This is a genomic window from Kluyvera genomosp. 1, assembly GCF_001266615.1.
Classification (GTDB): domain Bacteria; phylum Pseudomonadota; class Gammaproteobacteria; order Enterobacterales; family Enterobacteriaceae; genus Kluyvera; species Kluyvera cryocrescens_A.
This window is the reverse complement of record NZ_LGHZ01000001.1, coordinates 251124-270932: the sequence shown is the minus strand read 5'-3', so window position 1 is coordinate 270932 and position 19809 is coordinate 251124. Positions and strand designations below refer to the sequence as shown.

The window sequence follows — 19809 nt, the reverse complement described above, 5'->3', positions numbered from 1 at the left end:
GCGAAGCACCGATTTCGCTGCGGGGCCGCGGGGATTGCTAAGGGGAGCGCGGTGCTCCCCTTAGCCCGTTCACGGATACTCAAGCTTCATGTTCTACCAAACATAAAGTGAACGGAATTTTGTGTCTAACTAACAAATATCGAACTACCGCCCCGCACTTGCAGCCTTAACGCCCAGCCTTCAATTTCTGATAATACTCTTCATACAGCGTGCTGGTGCTGCCGACATCGTTCTGCCACTCGCCTTTATTGACCGTCTCAGCGTCCGGATAGAGCGATTTATCGTTAGCGACTTCCGGGCTTAACAGTTTACGCGCCGCCAGGTTTGGCGTTGGGTAACCGATGGTTTCCGCCACCTGTTTGGCTACGTCCGGGCGCAGGAGGAAGTTAATCAGCTTCATCGCGCCTTCTTTATTCCTGGCGTTAGACGGAATAGACAGGCTGTCCATCCAGAAGATACCGCCTTCTTTCGGCCAAATGACTTCCAGCGGCGTTCCGGCCTGGCGGGCCACAAAGGCCGAACCGTTCCACACCATTCCGAGATTCACTTCGCCTTCCATATAGGGGTTGGCTGGGTTATCAGAGTTAAACGCCGCCACATTTGGCATCAGTTTTTTCAGCTCGTTGTAGGCCGCTTCAATCTCTTTCGGATTGGTGGTGTTACCGGAGTAACCGAGTTTGCGCAGGGAAATCTGGAAGACTTCGCGCGCATCATCCGTTAACAGCAGGCTGCTTTTGTACTCCGGCTTCCACAGGTCGGCCCAACTGGTGACGGTTTTTGGGTCAATTTCGTCGCTGTTGACGCCGATAGCCGTGGCACCCCAGATATACGGGATCGAATAATCGTTGTTGGGATCGAACGGCTTGTTGAGCATCTCCGGGTCGAGATTTTTAAAATTGCTCAGCTGGGTTTTGTCGATCTTCTGGATCATGCCTTCTTTGCGCATCTTGTCGACAAAGTAGGTCGACGGGACGACTAAATCGTAGGCACCGTCTTTGTAAGTTTTGAGTTTGGCGTACATGGTTTCGTTCGATTCATAGGTCGAATAGATAACCTTGATGCCGGTCTCTTTGGTGAACTGTTCCAGAAGCCCTGGCGGCACGTACTCCGTCCAGTTGTAGAAGTAGAGCGTTTTGCTATCGTTCGCGTGGGCTGCACCCATCCCGAGTGCGAAAACACCCGCCGCGAGCAGGTGGCGTGACCATTTCATCATTTAACGTCCCCTGAGTTATGCCTGACCTGCAGGCTTTTGGTTTTATCACGTGCAATAAGCTGGCTGGCAATCACCATCACCAGCGACAGTACCAGCAAAATGGTCGCCAGCGCGTTCACTTCCGGTGACACACCGACTTTGACCATTGAGTAAATTTTAAGCGGCAGAATCTCATAGCCTGGGCCGGTCACAAAGGATGATACCACTACGTCATCCATCGACAGGGTAAAGCTCAGCAGCCAGCCCGCAGCGACGGCGGGCATCGCCAGCGGAAAAATTATCTTGCGTAAGATAGTGATTTCGCTGGCACCGAGATCTTTTGCCGCTTCCAGCATCCGCACGTCAAAACCCTTCAGCCGTGAGTAAACGGTGACCACCACAAACGGCAGACAGAAGGTGATGTGCGAGAACAGCAGTGACCAGAAGCCAAGCTGAATACCCAGCAGCATAAATAGCACCAGCAGGGAAATAGCCATCACGATGTCCGGCGACATCATCACCACAAACAGCATGCCACTGACAAATGGTTTCCCGCGAAAACGGTAGCGATAGAGTGCTACGGCGGTTAATGAACCAATCAGCGTTGCGGCGGTGGCGGAGAAAATCGCCATCGTCAGCGAGTGCTGTGCGGCCTGCAGCAGGCTGTCGTTATTCATCAGCAGGCTGTACCACTTGGTGGTGAAGCCTTGCCAGTTAATTCCAAAGCGCGAACTGTTAAAGGAGTTCACGATAAGGATGATAATCGGGATATAGAGGTAGGCGTAAATGGCGGACATAAAACCGCCGCGCAGCAGTTTACCGATCATTCCAGCTCCACCTTTCTATTCAGCAGACGCGAGGCGCGCCAGTAGACCAGCATCAGCAGACCCATCACCACCGTCAGCGTAATGCTGGTGGCCGCACCAAACGGCCAGTCGCGGATATTGAGGAACTGACTCTTAATCACGTTACCGATAAGCAGGTTCTTCGCACCGCCCATCAGATCCGAAACGTAGAACAGGCCCATTGCAGGTAGCATCACCAGCAGACAGCCAGCGATAATTCCCGGCATGGTCATTGGAATAATGATGCGGATAAAGGTCTGAAACTTGTTGGCGCCCAGATCCTTGGCCGCTTCCAGCAGCGGTTTATCAAGCTTCTCAATACTGGAATAGAGTGGCATCACCATAAACGGTAGCAGAATATAGACCAGCCCGATAATCACCGCCGCCGGAGTAAACATGATACGGATTGGCGTTTCGATGATGCCCAACCACAGCAGAAATTCATTGAGATAGCCTTTGGTGCTGAGGAAAATTTTTAGCCCGTAGATACGAATCAGCGAGTTGGTCCAGAAGGGAACAATCAGTAAAAACAGCAGTAGTGGGCGCACTTTTTGCGGCAGACGTGCGAGAAACCAGGCAAAGGGATAGCCCAGAACCAAACACGCCAGCGTGGCGATAATGGCCATGTTCAGCGAGTGCAGCAGCACCTCGGCGTACAGTGGGTCGAGCAGCCGAGCGTAGTTGTCCAGAGTAAAGACCATCTGGACGAAATTGGCATCATCACGCGTCAGGAAGCTGGTGACGATGATCATCAGGTTGGGCAGGAACACAAACAGCACAAGCCAACCGACGATGGTGGCAATCACCACATTCTGGAACTTACTTGTGCTCTTCATCAGCCAGTACAACCTCCCAGCTTTCTACCCAATTAATCGCCATTTTCTGGTCCAGCGAGTGGTCAAAGTCCGGGTCGTCTTCGTTGAAGAACTCGCTGACGATAACCATTTTGCCGTTTTCCAGCTCAACGACAGACTCAAGCGTCATACCTTTATAGTTACGCTCGCGAACGTAGCCAATCAGGCCTTCTGCCTCGGTACCATCGTGAATTTCATCAACGCGTAAATCCTCTGGACGCAGCAAAACGTTAAGGTTCTGACCCGGCGTTACTGGGAAGTTGACGTCGATAGTGCATTCCCGACCTTCGACCTGGGCACGCACGCGGCGTTCATCGAGGCGTTCAATGACCGTGGCGTTAAAGATATTGATTTCACCGATGAAGCTGGCGACAAACAGGTTTTTCGGCTCTTCGTAGATTTCGCGCGGGGTGCCGTCCTGCTCGATTTTGCCGTCACGCATCACCACAATACGGTCGGACATGGTCAGCGCTTCTTCCTGGTCGTGGGTGACGAAGACGAAGGTAATTCCCAACTTACGCTGCAGTGCTTTCAGTTCGTTTTGCATCTGCTTGCGCAGCTTATAGTCGAGTGCAGAAAGGGATTCGTCTAATAACAGCAGGCTAGGCTTGTTGACCACCGCGCGGGCAATGGCAACGCGCTGCTGCTGGCCGCCGGAAAGCTGATTAGGTTTGCGTAGGGCAAACTCTTCTAGTTGCACCATACGCAGAGCATCGTTTACGCGCGGAGTGATTTCAGCAGCCGGGGTTTTTTGCATACGCAGGCCGAAGGCGACATTGTCGAAAACGGTCATGTGCGGGAAAAGCGCATAGCTCTGGAACACGGTATTCACGTGGCGGTCCTCGGCGGGGACCTGAGTAATATCCTGGTTTTCCAGATGGATTTGCCCGGCGTCAACGTTTTCCAGCCCGGCAATAAGGCGCAGTACGGTGGTTTTGCCGCAGCCAGAAGGGCCAAGCAGCGTGAGAAACTCACCGTTATTAATAGTCAAATCCAGATCGGAAATGACCGTCTTACCATCGAAGTCCTTGCGAATCCCCACCAGTTCGACCAGCGGCGACAGCGAACGCGATTTTGTATTCAATTTATTGCTCTGTCCCATGTAAACGCATCATAAATAGACTATTGACGCGGGGTTTGTGGTTATCCACCTTTAGACGTTTAGAGGTCTGAAATGTATTAATAAGGGCTGGCATTCTACGGCAAACGATAGCCATTCGCCAATCCTTGTCTATGCTACGTGTATGTATATCCGACTATTAGATACCGTTTGGCGAAAAAAAGTCACCTTTGCCGGGTTAAAAGTGACCTGACGCAATATTTGTCTTTTGTTGCTTATTGATAATGTTGTCACAAAAAGAGAGGGTGGCTACATGGATAAATTGCTTGAACGTTTTTTGCAGTACGTTTCTCTGGACACGCAATCGAAACCTGGCGTGCGTCAGGTGCCGAGTACAGAAGGGCAGTGGAAGTTGTTGCACCTGCTCAAAGAGCAATTGGAAGCAATGGGGCTGGTTAACGTTACCCTGAGTGAAAAGGGGACGGTGATGGCCACGCTGCCAGCCAATGTGAACGGTGATATCCCGGCGATTGGTTTTATTTCCCATGTGGATACCGCACCTGATTTTAGCGGTAAAAACGTCAACCCACAGATTGTTGAGAACTACCGTGGCGGAGATATCGCACTGGGTATTGGTGACGAAGTGCTGTCGCCGGTGATGTTCCCGGTGCTGCATCAACTGCTCGGTCAAACGCTTATTACCACTGACGGCAAAACGCTGTTGGGGGCTGACGATAAAGCTGGCGTCGCGGAAATCATGACCGCGCTGGCAGTACTGAAAGAAAAGAATATCCCGCACGGCGATATCCGCGTGGCCTTTACGCCGGACGAAGAGGTCGGTAAGGGCGCGAAGCATTTTGATGTTGCCGCGTTTAACGCCCAGTGGGCCTATACCGTTGATGGTGGCGGTGTTGGTGAGCTGGAGTTTGAGAACTTCAACGCTGCGTCGGTCACCATTAAGATCGTCGGCAACAACGTGCACCCAGGAACCGCCAAAGGGGTGATGGTTAATGCCCTGTCGCTGGCCGCGCGTATCCACGCTGAGGTTCCTGCCGATGAAAGCCCGGAACAGACCGAGGGCTATGAAGGTTTCTACCATCTGACCAGCATTAAGGGCTCGGTGGATCGCGCAGAAATGCACTACATCGTGCGCGATTTCGACCGCAAGCAGTTTGAAGCTCGTAAGCGCAAAATGATGGAGATCGCGAAAAAAGTCGGTAAAGGGCTGCACCCGGACTGCTATATCGAACTGATTATTGAAGACAGCTACTACAACATGCGTGAAAAGGTGGCCGATCATCCTTATATTCTGGATATCGCCCAGCAGGCAATGCGCGACTGCGGCATTGAGCCGGACATGAAACCCATTCGCGGCGGCACCGACGGTGCGCAGCTGTCGTTTATGGGATTACCGTGCCCGAACATCTTCACCGGCGGCTATAACTACCACGGCAAACACGAATTTGTGACCCTGGAAGGGATGGAGAAGGCGGTACAGGTGATAATACGGATTGCCGAGCTGACCGCCAAACGCGGATAGTCAAAAAAATCCCCGGGAGAACCGGGGATTTTTCTTATTACTCTGCGAAGAACCAGTAACCGCTGTTGACCAGCGCGGCTAGCATCGCGAGGAAGGACGGGTCGTCCAGTGCCTCACCAAAGTGCTGGCTTTCCAGCATAATACTCCCGGCCATCGCATCCAGCGCATGACGATGCGGTGAGTCCACTTTCTCACCGTTCACAAAGAAATCATCACCGATACGAATCACTCGCAGGCCGCCCAGGCGTTGCAGCATGTCACCTTGTTGCAGGGCGTCATAAATTTCGTCAGGTTGATACGGTGGCTCCGGTGGCGCGATATCCAGTTCGTGACGAGACTGGCTAATGAATTCCCCCAGCCACTGCTGGAAATGCTCCGGTTGATTGATCAAGTCCTGCATCATACCGCGCAGGCGATCCACTTCTTGTGGCAGCAGATCCGCCGGGTGATCGCGGGACGGTACGTCCGGGTCGCTGTAATGTAAGTTGCCCAGATCGCGCTGTAAGACGTAATCCGCAAAGCCGCTAATCAACTCCCGGCTGTTTGGCGTACGGAAGCCGACGGAGTAGTTCAGCGAATTCTCCAGCGCATAGCCTTCGTGCGGGAATCCCGGTGGGATATAGAGAATGTCACCGGGTTCCATTTCTTCGTCGATAATGGCTTCAAAGGCTTCGACCTGCAGCAGATCCGGGTGTGGGCAGTGTTGCTTGAGCGCAGTTTTCTCGCCCACGCGCCAGCGGCGGCGGCCGGTACCCTGAATGATAAAGACATCGTACTGGTCGAGATGCGGGCCGACGCCACCGCCCGGTACCGAGAAGGAGATCATCAGATCGTCAAGGCGCCAGTCGGGGAGGCTGCGGAAGGGGCGCATCAGGGCGCTGGAAGGTTCGTGCCAGTGGTCAACGGCCTGTACCAGCAGCGACCAGTTGCTTTCACCCAGATGATCATAGCTTTCAAACGGCCCGTGCTTCACCTGCCATGCGCCGTCGAGGTGACTGACCAGACGGCTATCGACTTCGTTTTCCATCGCCAGACCCGCCAGTTCATCCGGTGAAATCGGGTCAATAAAATTGGCGAAGCCGCGTTTGAGCACAACCGGACGTTTTTGCCAGTAGCGCGCCATAAAATCGGGCCAGTTTAGCGTTAAGTGGTATTCCATATTGATATTTCCGCAGCAGATGTATGTCCGGATTATACATCGTATTCACAAAACTACCCTGCTACGGAAACATTATTTACCCTTCGTGACTCTCGAGATCCTGATGACCAAAAATGACTTCCATTTTTGCGCCGCCGAGGAGACTGTCGCGAGCGATAATTTGCCCGTCATACTGCTCCACAATTTCACGCGCCACGGAAAGTCCAACGCCCTGGCCAGGGCGAAGCGTGTCGGCACGCTGGCCGCGATCAAAAACGATATCGCGTTTGCTTTGCGGAATGCCCGGGCCGTCATCCTCGACGATAATGTGCAGATTGTCATCGGTCAGACGCGCGGAAACCTCGACAAACTCGAGGCAATACTTACAGGCGTTGTCGAGTAGATTACCCATCACTTCCATAAAGTCATTTTTCTCACCGGCGAAGGTTATTTCCGGGGAGATATCGAGCGTAATATTGACCCCTTTACGCTGGTAAACTTTGTTGAGTGCGGAGGTCAGGCTATCGAGAAGCGGTGCAACCGGGTGCAGTTCTCGGCTTAACAGTGTGCTGTCGGTGCGCATGCTAGCGCGGTGAAGGTAGTAGCCAATCTGCTGCGAAATACGGCTAATTTGCTCCAGCATAACCGGCTCGGCCTCGCTGACGGTCATCTTTTCGCTACGCAGAGAGCGCAGCGAGCTTTGTAGCACTGCCAGCGGCGTTTTAAGGCTGTGGGTCAGGTCGGTCAGGGTGGTGCGGTACTTATCGTAGCGCTCACGTTCGCTTTTCAGCAGCCGGTTCAGGTTACGTACCAGGCTGGTTAATTCGCGGGTGGTTTCCGGGTTCAGATGTTCACGGTGATGATCTTCCAACTCGCGGATTTCCTGCGACAGCGCGGCAATCGGGCGTAGGCTCCAGTGAGCGGCAATCCACAGCAGCGGGATAACCAGTAGCAGGTTGGCGGCCAGCACGTAGGAGAACCAACTCCACACCATATACGATTGTTTTAGTTCGATAGGGATGGTGTCGACGACGACAATCACCACCGCTGGCATCAGGCTGGTGGCGGGGTAGCTATTAACCGCTACCGAGTGGGTCATTTCCGCGTCATCGTCCTGACGGTGAATTTCCGTGAGCTCTTTTTGCATCTCATGATCGTTGCGCAGCAGCGAGCTGGTGGAGGTGACGTCGGCTTCGATTTCATAGAAACCGTTGCCTTTTAGCCATTCCGGCTTAATGCGGTTGACCAACCACGGAAGATTCTTTTGTTGCCACAGCAAGTTGCCCTTGTCGTCATAAATCAGCGCGACGGTGGGGCTTTGCATATTCAGATTATCGGGGATATTCACGCTCAGAACGTTGTTATCCCATTTCGCCAGGGTATAGAACAGGTTACTTTCACCGCGCAGCAGGCGGAAGGTGGTTTTATCAAAGCTAACGCTGTAGCCGACCAGCGCCACCATGCCATAGGACAACGACAGCACGACAACCACTGCGGCCGTTGCCAGCAGGAAACGCATGCGCAGTGATAGCGGCAGGATATGCCGGCGGAGACTTTTCATTCGCGCAGTTCGAACAGGTAGCCCTGGCCGCGAACGGTGATAATGACATCGTGCGGATACTGGGTTTGGATTTTCTTACGCAGACGCCCCATCAAAACGTCAATGGTGTGGCTTTCGCGTAGTTCAGCATCGGGGTAAAGCTGGAGCATTAATGCGTCTTTGCTAACCACTTTGCCGTTATTACGGATCAGCGTTTCCATAATGGTGTATTCAAACGCGGTGAGCTTTATCACCTCATCATTGATAGACAGCTCGCGGCGAGAAAGATCAACCTGGAACGGCGGCAGGGAGATAACCTGTGACGCATGGCCGCTATTGCGGCGCATCAGCGCCTGCATGCGGGCGGAGACTTCTTCAATATGGAACGGTTTGGTGACGTAGTCGTCAGCGCCAGCGCTCAGCACTTCCACTTTATCCTGCCAGCTTTCACGGGCGGTCAGCACTAAAATCGGCAGTGAAATATCGTGGCTGCGCCAGCGGCGAATGAGCGACAGACCGTCCTCATCAGGCAGGCCTAAATCAACAATGGCGATATCGGGAATGTGTTCGCCAAGATAGTAATCTGCTTCCTTTGCATCTTCTGCGGCATCTACCTGGTGGCCCATTTCCTGCAGCTGCACTTTCAGGTGATGACGTAACAGAGCGTTGTCCTCCACGACGAGTACGCGCATGCTGTTTCTCCATTAAATTAAAGACATGAATATATTAACGCTGATTATGGCTTTGTGGAGATAAACATTAACTAAATTGATTGGAAAGTCCCCTCCTTCAGGAAGAAGGAGGGGGAAAGGCACTTATTTCAGCTCGTCAACCATAGTGATTGCACGGCCGATGTAGTTAGCCGGCGTCATCTCTTTCAGACGCGTTTTCTCTTCTTCTGGCAGCGCCAGTCCGTCGATAAACTGCTTCATGCCTTCGGCATCCACACGCTTACCGCGGGTCAGTTCTTTGAGCTTCTCATACGGCTTCTCGATGCCGTAGCGGCGCATCACAGTCTGAATCGGCTCAGCCAGCACTTCCCAGTTGTGATCCAGTTCGTCCAGCAGACGGTCACGGTTCACTTCCAGCTTGCTCACGCCTTTCAAGGTAGATTGGTAAGCGATCAGTGCATAGCCAATACCTACGCCCAGGTTACGCAACACGGTAGAGTCGGTCAGGTCACGCTGCCAGCGGGAAACCGGCAGTTTGCTCGCCAGGTGCTGCAGCACCGCGTTGGACAGGCCCAGGTTGCCTTCGGAGTTTTCGAAGTCGATTGGGTTAACCTTGTGCGGCATTGTGGAAGAACCAATTTCGCCGGCGATGGTTTTTTGCTTGAAGTGGTTCAGCGCAACGTAACCCCAGATATCACGGTCGAAATCGATGAGGATAGTGTTGAAACGCGCGATGCAGTCGAACAGCTCGGCAATATAGTCATGCGGCTCGATCTGCGTGGTGTACGGGTTCCACTGAATCCCTAAAGAGGTCACGAATTCTTCGCTGAACTGGTGCCAGTCAACGTCAGGGTAAGCGGCAATGTGGGCGTTGTAGTTACCGACGGCGCCGTTGATTTTACCCAGAATCTCTACCTGACCCAACTGACGGAACTGGCGCTCCATACGGTAAGCGACGTTCGCCATCTCTTTACCGATGGTGGACGGCGTAGCCGGCTGACCGTGGGTACGAGAAAGCAGAGGGATATCGCGATACTGAACGGCAAGGTCCTTGATCGCATCAATCACTTTACGCCAGTACGGCAGCACCACGTCTTCACGCGCTGCTTTCAGCATCAGGGCGTGGGAGAGGTTGTTGATATCCTCGGAGGTGCAGGCGAAGTGAATAAATTCAGACACGGCGTGCAGTTCTGGCACGGACGCGACTTTTTCTTTCAGGAAATACTCAACTGCCTTCACATCGTGGTTGGTGGTGCGCTCAATAGTTTTAATGCGCGCGGCGTCTTCTTCATTGAAATTCGCCACGATGCTATCAAGGTAACCGTTTGCGTCGGCAGCAAAAGCAGGAACTTCCTTGACGGCTGCGTGTGCGGCCAGCTTTTGCAGCCAGCGTACTTCGACTTGTACACGGAATTTCAGCAAACCGTATTCGCTGAAAATCCCGCGCAGCGCGCTGACTTTATCGCCGTAGCGTCCATCGACAGGGGAAACGGCGGTCAGTGAGGATAATTCCATAGATCATAACTCCGGGGTTAAATGAGCAAGAATTTGTTTTGCCTGAGTGGTCAGGCGATTACGAGAAAACATCAGCTGTAGACGTCCGCCACCAACCTGGTGCCACAGCACTGCGGCGCGGATACCCGCTAATAAAGAGGCGCGGACTTTCGCCTGAACCTGCGGGCTTTGCAGCACGGCAGGGGAGCCAGTCACCTGAATACGGGGACCCAGCGGGCTAATCACATCGACATAAATGCCGGCCATCGCGCTAAGTAGCGTTTCTGATTGCAAGTCGAAATGGTCGAGCTGACGTTGTAAACCATTAATACGGTTACCGAGCGTATCCATCGCCCCTTTCGCGGCAGCAAGCTTCCGTTCCAGAACCATCAGGCTTAACGTGTAGCGGGTGAGCTCCGCATTCAAGCCCTGACGGCTGCTGGCGTTAAGTACGCCGAGTAAGGTTTCAAGACCAAGACGAAGATTGGCTTCACTGCCACCGAAAACACCCAGCGCGGAGTCCGGGTTGAGATCGATAACGCTGTTGAGCGAAACGTGTAACGCGTCGCCGTCACAGTGGCCCTGATGGGCCAGTTGCTGCACCAGACGGGCCGACTGGCAAATGCCCGCCAGCGCCAGGGTGATGTCATAATAATTCTTCGCCACGCTCACTCCTTGTTGGCGCCTGTCAGAAGCCGCAGCACCTGACAGGCTACGTTAAACCTTCGCGATGGCGAAAGCCACGTTGCTAATTATGATTACGCTACCGGCAGCGGCAGGCGCTGCTCAATGACGCCACCGCCCAGGCAGATTTCACCGTTGTAAAACACGGCGGATTGGCCTGGGGTAACGGCGGCAACAGGTTCATCAAAGAGAACCTCAATACGTTCTGCATCCAGCGCGGTGACGGTGCAAGGGATATCGGTTTGACGATAGCGCGTTTTGACCGTACAGCGGAAGGTGCCGGTGACCGGCACGCGGTCAACCCAGTGCAGCTGTTGAGCGATTAGCCCAACCGACATCAGCCGTGGGTGATCGTGGCCCTGAGCAACGACCAGAATATTGTTCTCAACGTCTTTATCGACCACATACCATGGATCTTCGCTGCCTTCTTTTGTCCCGCCGATGCCCAGACCTTTACGCTGGCCCAGGGTGTGGTACATCAGGCCCTGATGGGTACCGATCTCTTCACCGTCGACGGTCATAATTTTGCCCGGCTGCGCGGGCAGGTAGCGGCCTAAAAACTCACGGAATTTACGCTCTCCGATAAAGCAGATACCGGTGGAATCTTTTTTCTTCGCGGTGATGAGATCCAGCTCTTCGGCGATTTTACGCACCTGCGGTTTTTCCAGTTCGCCGACCGGGAACAGGCTTTGAGCGACCTGGTCGTGACCTAAGGTATAAAGGAAGTAGCTCTGGTCTTTATTACCGTCGAGACCGCGCAGCAGTTGGCTTTTACCGTTGACATCGGCACGACGCACGTAGTGGCCGGTGGCGATATAGTCTGCACCCAGATCTTCGGCGGCAAATTCGAGGAAGGCTTTGAATTTGATCTCTTTATTGCACAGGATATCCGGGTTCGGCGTACGGCCTGCTTTGTACTCTTCGAGGAAAAGTTCAAACACGTTATCCCAGTATTCTGCGGCAAAGTTTACCGTGTGCAGCTCAATGCCGAGCTTGTCGCACACTGCCTGCGCATCGGCAAGATCAGCGGCAGCCGTACAGTATTCCTCGCCGTCGTCTTCCTCCCAGTTCTTCATGAACAGGCCCTCCACCTTATAGCCCTGTTGCAGTAACAGGTAGGCGGAAACGGAGGAATCTACACCGCCGGACATGCCGACGATTACTTTTTTCTGGCTTTCTGACATTGGAATACTCACGACATTGGACTTCAAGGCGGCATATTCTAGCACGCAGCCTTTTACTTGACACCCTCTGTAAACGGCCAGTTAAATTCGCCGAGCAGCGATAGCGGGTAACGAGGCTCTTGTTGATAGCAGCGAATGCTTTCGGCAACCAGCGGCGAGCGCAGGTTTTCAGCCAAGAGAATCTCATCGGCATCCAGCCACAGGCAGCGGTCAATGTCACTATCGTGTGGCTCAGTTGCGCACATTTTGTCGAGTTCGATAACAAATAGAAAGCGCAGGAATGGCGTGTTATCCGGGGCAATCCACTGGTGTAGTCGAATAAATTGCTGCGGTTTGGCGCGGATCCCGGTTTCTTCCCAAAGCTCACGTTCGGCGGCCTGTACGAGGGTTTCGTCCGCCTCTAAATGGCCTGCGGGCTGGTTCCACAGCGCTTTACCCTTAATGGTCTCTTCAACGACGAGGAATTTACCTTCAGCGTGAACTACGCAGGCAACGGTAACGTGGGGCTTGAACATGCGGCATCCTTATCAGGCGAGTAGATGATAAGGATAGTAAAGAAGACGAGGGGAAAATTAAACCCGCGATGGTGAGCTCCAGCTTTGCTGCAGGATGACGCCGCTGCTGTTGCTGAGCGTCACGGTGATCTGCGCCCATTCGCCCTGCGGGATATCGAGGCGCATGCTGGCAAGCGCCTGCGGCTGCTGGCCTTTAATTTTGACGTTTCCACTTTGGCTGCTATTACTGGTGCCGGACTGGCCCTCATGAACCACATTAATCGTTAGCTGGCAGTCGCAATCGGCCGTCAGCGTCGCCATTGGCGTGATAACCATAGCGTCAGCCTGCGGCTGGGCGTCAAACCACAGCTGATTGCTGAGTGCGGCGGCAATAAGGAGCATGTGCATATTAGATCTCACTGGCGTGGATAAATAGCCGGATGAATACTCATCCGGCTTCGTGGATATTATTGCTGAGAGATATAAGAAGTGTTGCCGGAACCAGGACCCTGTTGGACCCAGGATACGGCATTGGCGTGAGTTTGGTTAACAGTGCTGGTGTTATATGAACCACCTTGTTCGACTAATACCGCCGAGTTGTTTGCGCTCTGAGTAACGTAAGATTTATTCAAAGTACCACTCTGTGATACGTCAACAATGCTTTTATAGCCAGCTTGAGAAATCTCGGATACCGCGTAATCGCCCGTTTGCTTCACATTAATGGAGTTGTTGCTACCAGATTGCTTAGCCCAGGAAGAGTTGCCAGTACCATTTTGATCGACAAAAATGGCATTTTTGGAGCCCCCAGCAGTTTGCGTTGCATCAGACTTGTTACCGTTACCATTCTGCAGGACTTTAATAGAGCTAGAGCTGCCACTCTGATTAGCCGTTGATTGGTTTCCAAATCCTTTCTGATCAAGGATGACAACGCTATTGGTTGCAGTTTGGGTTACGCTTGATGAACCAAAGTTCCCGGTCTGATGCACGTCAACGGTAGAAAGTGACGCATGGTTCTGAGAGACGCCTGAGGTATTACCGTTTCCAGTTTGGTAGACATGAACGGCTTCATCCCAGGTTCCACTTTGTGGAATGAGGGGGGCTTTACCTGAAATGTGTGGCGCATGGTCAATTGTAACGCCTGGACCTCCGTGACCGCCGTAACCGCCCGTAGCAAGTGCTGCACCAGATGTAAGCATTGAAGACAAAATAACAATTTTCCACGTTTTCATGAGATACCCCATAGGTTTAGAGATTGGTCAGTCAGTAAAAACACTAATTTTGGGTAATACGAATTGCCATTCCTGCCGAGTTTTGCACAACAGCCGCACCGCGGTTTGTGCCCGTTTGATTAATCTGCGTGAGATTGCCCTTGCCTCTATTAACAATTTCCGCAGAGTTCTCAAAACCAGTTTGGTTAATATCCGATTGGTTTCCCGTTCCCACCTGAATCAATGTGGCGGAGTTATTCATCCCCGTTTGGTTAACCGTCGCACTATTACCATTACCGTACTGGGCGATATCTGCGCGATTATTAAATCCATTCTGACTTAATGCCGCATAGTTTTGCCCGCCAACTTGAGATATCGAGCCGTAAATATGATTACCTGACTGATTAATAGACGCAGTATTACCACTGCCCTGTTGACCAGTAATCGCAATCATATCGTAACCCTGATTGTATTTATCCAGCCCTGAGAATTCAGAACCAGCTAAATCGCTACCCGCAGACGTAAAACACGAGTACCCCAATATGGATAATAATAAAAAACATGATTTCATAGTCGCACCTAGATTTAACCGATGGTTAAAGTCAGGAGTTAAATCAGCCAGGCTATAACCAATTAACGGGTTATGGGATGAATCTGATTTATGGATTGAGTATGTCCGAGGGGCGTAAAGCTGTTTTTCACCTGGATGTTGTATTTTAAAATCGCATCTCAACTTAAAGTATTAAAGTTGTGGGTGAGGGGACAGACAAAGCGTTGCAATGACGTCTTTTGATTAGGTTGCTAATTATTTATCGTGGGTTTGTGTAGAATAGTTTACGAGTTTGATAATTATCTTATAATACAAAGCATTTTTTGGATGGATAAGTTTACACATTGCATTCATAAGGCATCATCCCGACATACTCCGACTCAAATTATGAGTAAATACGCAATTAGTATTTAAAGTTAATAAAACGCATTTATAAAAAATACCTATAAAAAACAAAAAGTAATGAAGGAATCACTGAAATATACAGATACTTCATTGTTACATTTTGAAACACAAATGCCTCTTGCGATAAAAATGGCAATGTCTAGATTGAACAGTATTGCAGCACTTAGGAAACAGGCGCACGACTCGTGCCCTTCATACCTTTATTGTCATACTTATTAATCAGCAACTACACAGGATCGCAACTCTTTCTTGAGATGCTTATTTTGTGCATATCAAGAAAGAGGCCGCGTTCCGGCAGCAGCGGGATGGAGTTTCATAATGCCGAAAGAAATAGAAACGGGGAATAATGATATTTTGTTGTTAATATCCAGACCGTCATTGCAAGCGACGGCGCTGGTACATCAACTTAAGACCTCATTAACGATTAATGTAAAGATCCAAAATATCCAAAAAACGTTGGATACTATTAATTCAGAACGTATTTTGGTGCTTTTTGATTTGAGTGAATCAGATAAAAAACGCATTCTGCAATGGCAAACGGAACTGAGGCGACTACGTGACAAGGTCAAGGTACTGTTAATCAATATGCCTGAAGAGTACCCGTTCCATGAAGTCGAGAGTTGGCCGGGCATTAGCGCAGTTTTTTGCCTTTCAGTTGATGAGCATACATTAATTGAAGGGATCCGCAATGTGCGGGCAGGCGGTTGTCACTTTCCACACGATCTTACCAGCTATCTTATCAATCAGTCCGGTAGCTATCGTTATCACGATGATACCAGTGGGCTGACACAAAGAGAAAAAGACATTCTTAATAAACTAAGAATGGGTGCATCAAATATTGAAATAGCTCGCTTGCTATTTATTAGCGAGAATACAGTGAAAACACATCTTTATAACTTATTCCGTAAAATTGCAGTAAAAAACAGGACCCAGGCGGTAACTTGGGCAAATGATAACCTTAGAAGATAATTATGAAATATCTAAAGGTGGTAATAGCATCATTAATGATGCTGCTGGTGTCTCACGCCAGTTATTCAGCAGAAGTAGAAGTGCCGGGATTAGTGACGGATAATACGATTACGCGTATAGGTCATGATTTCTATAGAACATTTACCGATCACTGGGAAGAAGAATATCCAGGTTCAATTACGATTAATGAACGGCCCAGCGCCAGATGGGGCAGCTGGATAATGATCAAAGTTGACCAGGATTTATTGTTTCAAACCTTCTTATTCCCCAGTAAAAATGATTTTAATAAACAAGTTAATATCGCGTTAGCATCTGTATATGAAGGGCTACAAAAACGCGCGATTAATAAAGCGTTATTAAATACTGGTGATTTAACCAACGATGAGTTCTAGGAGTGTACAATGAAAGTGCTTTCTTTGATTCTTGGCATTGGTTTGCTATCGACCACAGCCTACGCGGGGAATATGACATTTCAGTTTGTTAACCCCAACTTTGGCGGTAATCCGAATAATGGTTCTTTTCTCCTTTCTGAGGCTAACGCGCAAAACTCATATAAAGATCCTAATGCCTATGATTGGGGGGATAGCTCAACATCTAGTTCCTCTTTAGATAATTTCACTTCGGCTATTCAATCCCAATTGTTAGGAAGTTTAATGGGCAATCTGTCTACTGGAAAACCCGGCCGCTTGGTTACCAAAGATTTTATTGTCGATATCACCAATACCGATGGCCAGTTGATGATGAATATTCTCGACCGCGCTACAGGAAAATCGTCAAACATTCAGGTCAGTGGCCTGAGCAGCATTTCAACAAATTAATCAGTGGCGAGAAGCGGACATGAAAAATATAACTGGCGCAGTGGTTATTATCGTTAGCCTGTTTATGCTTACAGGCTGTATTACCTCTCCCCCTCAACAGGCAGCAAAACCGACGCTCTTACCGCGGTCGCAAAGCTATCAGGACTTAACGCATCTCCCGGCGCCAAAAGGAAAACTGTTTGTCTCGGTCTATAACATCCAGGATGAAACCGGGCAGTTCAAACCTTATCCTGCCAGTAACTTTTCAACGTCAGTTCCGCAAAGTGCCACTGCTATGCTGGTGTCAGCGCTAAAAGATTCAAACTGGTTTACGCCACTGGAACGTCAGGGGCTGCAAAACCTGCTTAATGAAAGAAAGATCATTCGTGCTGCTCAGGAAAACGGAACGGTATCGGACAACAACCGTGGGCAGCTGCCTTCGCTGGTGGCGGCCAATATCCTGATTGAAGGCTCGATTATTGGTTACGAAAGTAATGTGAAATCGGGAGGGGCGGGGGCTCGCTATTTCGGGATTGGGGCCAGCACTGAGTACCAGCTCGATCAAATCGCGGTGAACCTACGTGTGGTCAACGTCAGCACCGGTGAGGTTCTTTCCTCTGTCAATACCAGTAAAACGATCCTTTCTTACGAATTCCAGGCTGGGGTATTCCGTTACATTGACTACCAGCGTTTACTGGAAGGTGAAGTGGGCTACACGGTAAACGAACCGGTGATGCTGTGCTTGATGTCCGCCATCGAAACCGGCGTTATTTATCTGGTTAACGATGGACTTAGCCGCAACCTGTGGCAGCTGCAAAACCCATCGGATGCCAACTCGCCGATACTGGAAAAATACAAAAGCGTTATCGTACCAGACATCTCTTAATCAACGGGCTGGAAGGGCGTGGGAATTTTTCCCCGCGCCCGTTAGTCGGCATCACGCCATTCGCCATTTTTCAGATTATCCAGCGTATAGCTGCCCATCGCATAGCGAATTAGCCGTAGTGTGGGATAACCAACGTGGGCCGTCATGCGACGAACCTGGCGGTTTCGACCTTCATAAAGCGTCACCTTCAGCCAGGCCGTAGGAATGGATTTGCGCTCGCGGATCGGCGGGTTGCGCGGCCACAGCCATTCGGGTTCTTCGACTCGCTCAACACCGGCGGCCAGAGTAGGGCCATCGTTTAACGTGACGCCATTGCGCAGAGCCTCAATGGCCTCTGTGGTCGGTTCACCTTCCACCTGGACGTAGTAAATTTTTCCCGTCCGTTTACCCGGCTGCGTCAGTTTTGCCTGTAAGGCACCATCATTTGTTAACACCAACAAGCCTTCGCTATCCCGATCCAGGCGACCCGCAGCGTACACATTTTGAACGGAAATAAAATCTTTCAATGTGCTGCGGCCAGCTTCGTCGGTAAATTGAGGCAAAACATCATAGGGTTTATTGAATAAGATAACGCGTTTTACGTGGTTATCTTTGCGTTGTTTGGTCGCTTGTCGTGAGCTGAATCGCTCAAGCTGGTTTTTTCTAAATGAAGTCTTAATCATAGTATTTTCAGGCTTTATAGATTCGCGCATTATAGCCTAATAACGAGAGTCTTTCATGGCGTCAAACAATCAGGTAGTATTGACAGGCTTATTACAAAACATTAACAAAAATGCTCTAACTCTTTGTGTTGCAGGAAGACGGTAAGACAGTGCATCTCCAGGCTAAGTGGAGTGGGCGTAGTAGCGGCAAGACCTGTGGCGTAAAGGATGACGAGCACACCAGTAGCGCTCGAAGGAGAGGTGAATGGAAAGCAAAGTAGTTGTTCCGGCGGAAGGTCAAAAAATCACCCTGAAAGACGGCAAGCTGAATGTGCCACACAATCCGGTTATCCCATTTATTGAAGGCGACGGTATCGGCGTTGACGTGACTCCGGCAATGCTGAAAGTGGTTGATGCCGCTGTTGAGAAAGCCTACAAAGGCGAGCGTAAAATTTCCTGGATGGAAATTTACACCGGGGAAAAATCCACCCAAGTTTATGGCCAGGACGTTTGGCTGCCAACCGAAACGCTGGATCTGATCCGTGAATACCGCGTTGCAATCAAAGGCCCACTGACTACGCCAGTTGGCGGCGGTATTCGTTCTCTGAACGTTGCGCTGCGTCAGGAGCTGGATCTGTACGTTTGTCTGCGTCCAGTCCGTTACTATCAGGGCACCCCAAGCCCGGTTAAACACCCAGAACTGACCGACATGGTCATCTTCCGTGAAAACTCTGAAGACATCTACGCGGGTATCGAATGGAAAGCTGACTCTGCTGACGCAGAGAAAGTGATCAAATTCCTGCGTGACGAGATGGGCGTGAAGAAAATTCGCTTCCCAGAACATTGCGGTATCGGTATCAAACCATGTTCTGAAGAAGGGACTAAACGTCTGGTACGTGCAGCAATCGAATACGCAATTACCAACGACCGTGACTCCCTGACTTTGGTTCACAAAGGCAACATCATGAAGTTCACCGAAGGCGCGTTCAAAGACTGGGGTTACCAGTTGATTCGCGACGAATTCGGCGGCGAGCTGATCGATGGCGGCCCATGGCAGAAAATTAAGAACCCGAACACCGGCAAAGAGATCATCATCAAAGATGTTATCGCCGATGCATTCCTGCAGCAGATCCTGCTGCGTCCAGCTGAGTACGACGTTATCGCCTGTATGAACCTGAACGGTGACTACATTTCCGATGCGCTGGCGGCTCAGGTTGGTGGTATCGGTATTGCACCGGGCGCCAACATTGGTGATGAGTGCGCGCTGTTCGAAGCGACCCACGGTACTGCACCTAAGTATGCAGGCCAGGATAAAGTGAACCCAGGTTCTATCATCCTGTCCGCGGAAATGATGTTACGCCATATGCAGTGGTTCGAAGCCGCAGACCTGATTGTTAAAGGCACCGAAGGCGCCATCGCCGCTAAGACCGTGACCTATGATTTCGAACGTCTGATGGAAGGCGCTAAACTGCTGAAATGTTCAGAGTTTGGTGACGCGATCATCGCAAACATGTAATCCATCGTCTGGATTATGTGCTAAACGGGAGCCGAAAGGTTCCCGTTTTTATTATTATCATTTGGATGATTTTCAAGACGTAAGCGGCACCGTTTGTCAGCGCTAATTGATAGTAAATTAAAAGCCCATTTAGGGTGAAAA

At 50.8% G+C, this 19809-nt stretch carries 21 protein-coding genes; 6 read left to right on the top strand and 15 right to left on the bottom strand.

Going from position 1 to position 19809, the window contains the following annotated elements:
- Nucleotides 1–166: 166 nt before the first annotated feature.
- Genes potD through potA form a run of 4 tightly spaced genes read right to left on the bottom strand, consistent with a single transcriptional unit; the run spans nucleotide 167 to nucleotide 3993 of the window.
- A complete protein-coding gene (gene potD / locus KP80_RS01345; protein WP_052281767.1) occupies nucleotides 167–1213 on the bottom strand; it encodes a spermidine/putrescine ABC transporter substrate-binding protein PotD in 1047 nt (348 codons plus the stop codon).
- Complete coding sequence (gene potC / locus KP80_RS01340; protein WP_052281766.1) at nucleotides 1210–2019, bottom strand: spermidine/putrescine ABC transporter permease PotC; 810 nt, start codon at nucleotides 2017–2019, stop codon at nucleotides 1210–1212. The genes potD and potC overlap by 4 nt, the downstream gene beginning before the upstream one ends.
- The gene (gene potB, locus KP80_RS01335) at nucleotides 2016–2873 is read right to left on the bottom strand and encodes a spermidine/putrescine ABC transporter permease PotB (RefSeq protein ID WP_052281765.1); all 858 of its coding nucleotides are present in this window, start codon (nucleotides 2871–2873) and stop codon (nucleotides 2016–2018) included. Before potB ends, potC begins: the two co-directional genes overlap by 4 nt.
- The gene (gene potA / locus KP80_RS01330; RefSeq protein WP_052281764.1) at nucleotides 2857–3993 is read right to left on the bottom strand and encodes a spermidine/putrescine ABC transporter ATP-binding protein PotA; all 1137 of its coding nucleotides are present in this window, start codon (nucleotides 3991–3993) and stop codon (nucleotides 2857–2859) included. Before potA ends, potB begins: the two co-directional genes overlap by 17 nt.
- A 271-nt stretch (nucleotides 3994–4264) precedes the next feature.
- Here potA and pepT point away from each other — a divergent pair, with 271 nt between their 5' ends.
- A complete protein-coding gene (gene pepT / locus KP80_RS01325) occupies nucleotides 4265–5491 on the top strand; it encodes a peptidase T (protein WP_052281763.1) in 1227 nt (408 codons plus the stop codon).
- 37 nt (nucleotides 5492–5528) lie between these two features.
- On the opposite strand, the gene KP80_RS01320 is transcribed toward pepT, so the two are convergent.
- The 10 genes from KP80_RS01320 to KP80_RS01275 form a co-directional block, all read right to left on the bottom strand.
- A complete protein-coding gene (locus KP80_RS01320) occupies nucleotides 5529–6650 on the bottom strand; it encodes a cupin domain-containing protein (protein WP_052281762.1) in 1122 nt (373 codons plus the stop codon).
- A gap of 76 nt (nucleotides 6651–6726) precedes the next feature.
- Nucleotides 6727–8190, bottom strand: a complete 1464-nt coding sequence (gene phoQ, locus KP80_RS01315) for a two-component system sensor histidine kinase PhoQ (RefSeq protein ID WP_052281761.1) — start codon at nucleotides 8188–8190, stop codon at nucleotides 6727–6729.
- Nucleotides 8187–8861: a two-component system response regulator PhoP gene (gene phoP, locus KP80_RS01310; RefSeq protein ID WP_052281760.1), complete on the bottom strand. Its 675-nt coding sequence runs from the start codon at nucleotides 8859–8861 to the stop codon at nucleotides 8187–8189. The genes phoQ and phoP overlap by 4 nt, the downstream gene beginning before the upstream one ends.
- Nucleotides 8862–8984: 123 nt before the next feature.
- Nucleotides 8985–10355, bottom strand: a complete 1371-nt coding sequence (gene purB, locus KP80_RS01305; protein ID WP_052281759.1) for an adenylosuccinate lyase — start codon at nucleotides 10353–10355, stop codon at nucleotides 8985–8987.
- A gap of 3 nt (nucleotides 10356–10358) precedes the next feature.
- The gene (gene hflD / locus KP80_RS01300; RefSeq protein ID WP_052281758.1) at nucleotides 10359–11000 is read right to left on the bottom strand and encodes a high frequency lysogenization protein HflD; all 642 of its coding nucleotides are present in this window, start codon (nucleotides 10998–11000) and stop codon (nucleotides 10359–10361) included.
- 92 nt (nucleotides 11001–11092) lie between these two features.
- Nucleotides 11093–12202 carry a tRNA 2-thiouridine(34) synthase MnmA gene (gene mnmA / locus KP80_RS01295; protein ID WP_052281757.1) on the bottom strand — a complete coding sequence of 370 codons (1110 nt, stop codon included), beginning with the start codon at nucleotides 12200–12202 and terminating at the stop codon, nucleotides 11093–11095.
- Nucleotides 12203–12255: 53 nt separating this feature from the next.
- Complete coding sequence (locus KP80_RS01290) at nucleotides 12256–12717, bottom strand: NUDIX hydrolase (protein WP_052281756.1); 462 nt, start codon at nucleotides 12715–12717, stop codon at nucleotides 12256–12258.
- A gap of 57 nt (nucleotides 12718–12774) precedes the next feature.
- The gene (gene csgC / locus KP80_RS01285; protein WP_052281755.1) at nucleotides 12775–13104 is read right to left on the bottom strand and encodes a curli assembly chaperone CsgC; all 330 of its coding nucleotides are present in this window, start codon (nucleotides 13102–13104) and stop codon (nucleotides 12775–12777) included.
- Nucleotides 13105–13163: 59 nt separating this feature from the next.
- Nucleotides 13164–13925: a hypothetical protein gene (locus KP80_RS01280; protein WP_052281754.1), complete on the bottom strand. Its 762-nt coding sequence runs from the start codon at nucleotides 13923–13925 to the stop codon at nucleotides 13164–13166.
- Nucleotides 13926–13968: 43 nt separating this feature from the next.
- Nucleotides 13969–14475 carry a hypothetical protein gene (locus KP80_RS01275; protein ID WP_072129025.1) on the bottom strand — a complete coding sequence of 169 codons (507 nt, stop codon included), beginning with the start codon at nucleotides 14473–14475 and terminating at the stop codon, nucleotides 13969–13971.
- A gap of 702 nt (nucleotides 14476–15177) precedes the next feature.
- Here KP80_RS01275 and csgD point away from each other — a divergent pair.
- The 4 genes from csgD to csgG are packed head-to-tail and all read left to right on the top strand — an operon-like array spanning nucleotide 15178 to nucleotide 17511.
- Nucleotides 15178–15828, top strand: a complete 651-nt coding sequence (csgD, locus tag KP80_RS01270; protein WP_052281752.1) for a biofilm master transcriptional regulator CsgD — start codon at nucleotides 15178–15180, stop codon at nucleotides 15826–15828.
- On the top strand, nucleotides 15828–16220 hold the full coding sequence (gene csgE, locus KP80_RS01265) for a curli production assembly/transport protein CsgE (protein WP_231625895.1): 393 nt from the start codon (nucleotides 15828–15830) through the stop codon (nucleotides 16218–16220). The genes csgD and csgE overlap by 1 nt, the downstream gene beginning before the upstream one ends.
- A 9-nt stretch (nucleotides 16221–16229) precedes the next feature.
- On the top strand, nucleotides 16230–16646 hold the full coding sequence (csgF, locus tag KP80_RS01260; protein WP_052281750.1) for a curli production assembly/transport protein CsgF: 417 nt from the start codon (nucleotides 16230–16232) through the stop codon (nucleotides 16644–16646).
- A gap of 19 nt (nucleotides 16647–16665) precedes the next feature.
- Complete coding sequence (gene csgG, locus KP80_RS01255) at nucleotides 16666–17511, top strand: curli production assembly/transport protein CsgG (protein ID WP_052281749.1); 846 nt, start codon at nucleotides 16666–16668, stop codon at nucleotides 17509–17511.
- Nucleotides 17512–17552: 41 nt separating this feature from the next.
- On the opposite strand, the gene rluE is transcribed toward csgG, so the two are convergent.
- The gene (rluE, locus tag KP80_RS01250) at nucleotides 17553–18203 is read right to left on the bottom strand and encodes a 23S rRNA pseudouridine(2457) synthase RluE (RefSeq protein WP_052281748.1); all 651 of its coding nucleotides are present in this window, start codon (nucleotides 18201–18203) and stop codon (nucleotides 17553–17555) included.
- Between the two features lie 214 nt (nucleotides 18204–18417).
- On the opposite strand from rluE, the gene icd reads away from it, so the two are divergent.
- On the top strand, nucleotides 18418–19668 hold the full coding sequence (gene icd / locus KP80_RS01245) for an NADP-dependent isocitrate dehydrogenase (protein ID WP_052281747.1): 1251 nt from the start codon (nucleotides 18418–18420) through the stop codon (nucleotides 19666–19668).
- Nucleotides 19669–19809 lie beyond the last annotated feature (141 nt).

What these genes read in the sequence shown, in the direction of transcription:
- potD (WP_052281767.1), bottom strand. Translation starts at nt 1,213, where the DNA reads ATGATGAAATGGTCACGCCACCTGCTCGCGGCGGGTGTTTTCGCACTC.
- potC (WP_052281766.1), bottom strand. Translation starts at nt 2,019, where the DNA reads ATGATCGGTAAACTGCTGCGCGGCGGTTTTATGTCCGCCATTTACGCC.
- potB (WP_052281765.1), bottom strand. Translation starts at nt 2,873, where the DNA reads ATGAAGAGCACAAGTAAGTTCCAGAATGTGGTGATTGCCACCATCGTC.
- potA (WP_052281764.1), bottom strand. Translation starts at nt 3,993, where the DNA reads ATGGGACAGAGCAATAAATTGAATACAAAATCGCGTTCGCTGTCGCCG.
- pepT (WP_052281763.1), top strand. Translation starts at nt 4,265, where the DNA reads ATGGATAAATTGCTTGAACGTTTTTTGCAGTACGTTTCTCTGGACACG.
- KP80_RS01320 (WP_052281762.1), bottom strand. Translation starts at nt 6,650, where the DNA reads ATGGAATACCACTTAACGCTAAACTGGCCCGATTTTATGGCGCGCTAC.
- phoQ (WP_052281761.1), bottom strand. Translation starts at nt 8,190, where the DNA reads ATGAAAAGTCTCCGCCGGCATATCCTGCCGCTATCACTGCGCATGCGT.
- phoP (WP_052281760.1), bottom strand. Translation starts at nt 8,861, where the DNA reads ATGCGCGTACTCGTCGTGGAGGACAACGCTCTGTTACGTCATCACCTG.
- purB (WP_052281759.1), bottom strand. Translation starts at nt 10,355, where the DNA reads ATGGAATTATCCTCACTGACCGCCGTTTCCCCTGTCGATGGACGCTAC.
- mnmA (WP_052281757.1), bottom strand. Translation starts at nt 12,202, where the DNA reads ATGTCAGAAAGCCAGAAAAAAGTAATCGTCGGCATGTCCGGCGGTGTA.
- KP80_RS01290 (WP_052281756.1), bottom strand. Translation starts at nt 12,717, where the DNA reads ATGTTCAAGCCCCACGTTACCGTTGCCTGCGTAGTTCACGCTGAAGGT.
- csgC (WP_052281755.1), bottom strand. Translation starts at nt 13,104, where the DNA reads ATGCACATGCTCCTTATTGCCGCCGCACTCAGCAATCAGCTGTGGTTT.
- KP80_RS01280 (WP_052281754.1), bottom strand. Translation starts at nt 13,925, where the DNA reads ATGAAAACGTGGAAAATTGTTATTTTGTCTTCAATGCTTACATCTGGT.
- KP80_RS01275 (WP_072129025.1), bottom strand. Translation starts at nt 14,475, where the DNA reads ATGAAATCATGTTTTTTATTATTATCCATATTGGGGTACTCGTGTTTT.
- csgD (WP_052281752.1), top strand. Translation starts at nt 15,178, where the DNA reads ATGCCGAAAGAAATAGAAACGGGGAATAATGATATTTTGTTGTTAATA.
- csgF (WP_052281750.1), top strand. Translation starts at nt 16,230, where the DNA reads ATGAAAGTGCTTTCTTTGATTCTTGGCATTGGTTTGCTATCGACCACA.
- csgG (WP_052281749.1), top strand. Translation starts at nt 16,666, where the DNA reads ATGAAAAATATAACTGGCGCAGTGGTTATTATCGTTAGCCTGTTTATG.
- rluE (WP_052281748.1), bottom strand. Translation starts at nt 18,203, where the DNA reads ATGCGCGAATCTATAAAGCCTGAAAATACTATGATTAAGACTTCATTT.
- icd (WP_052281747.1), top strand. Translation starts at nt 18,418, where the DNA reads ATGGAAAGCAAAGTAGTTGTTCCGGCGGAAGGTCAAAAAATCACCCTG.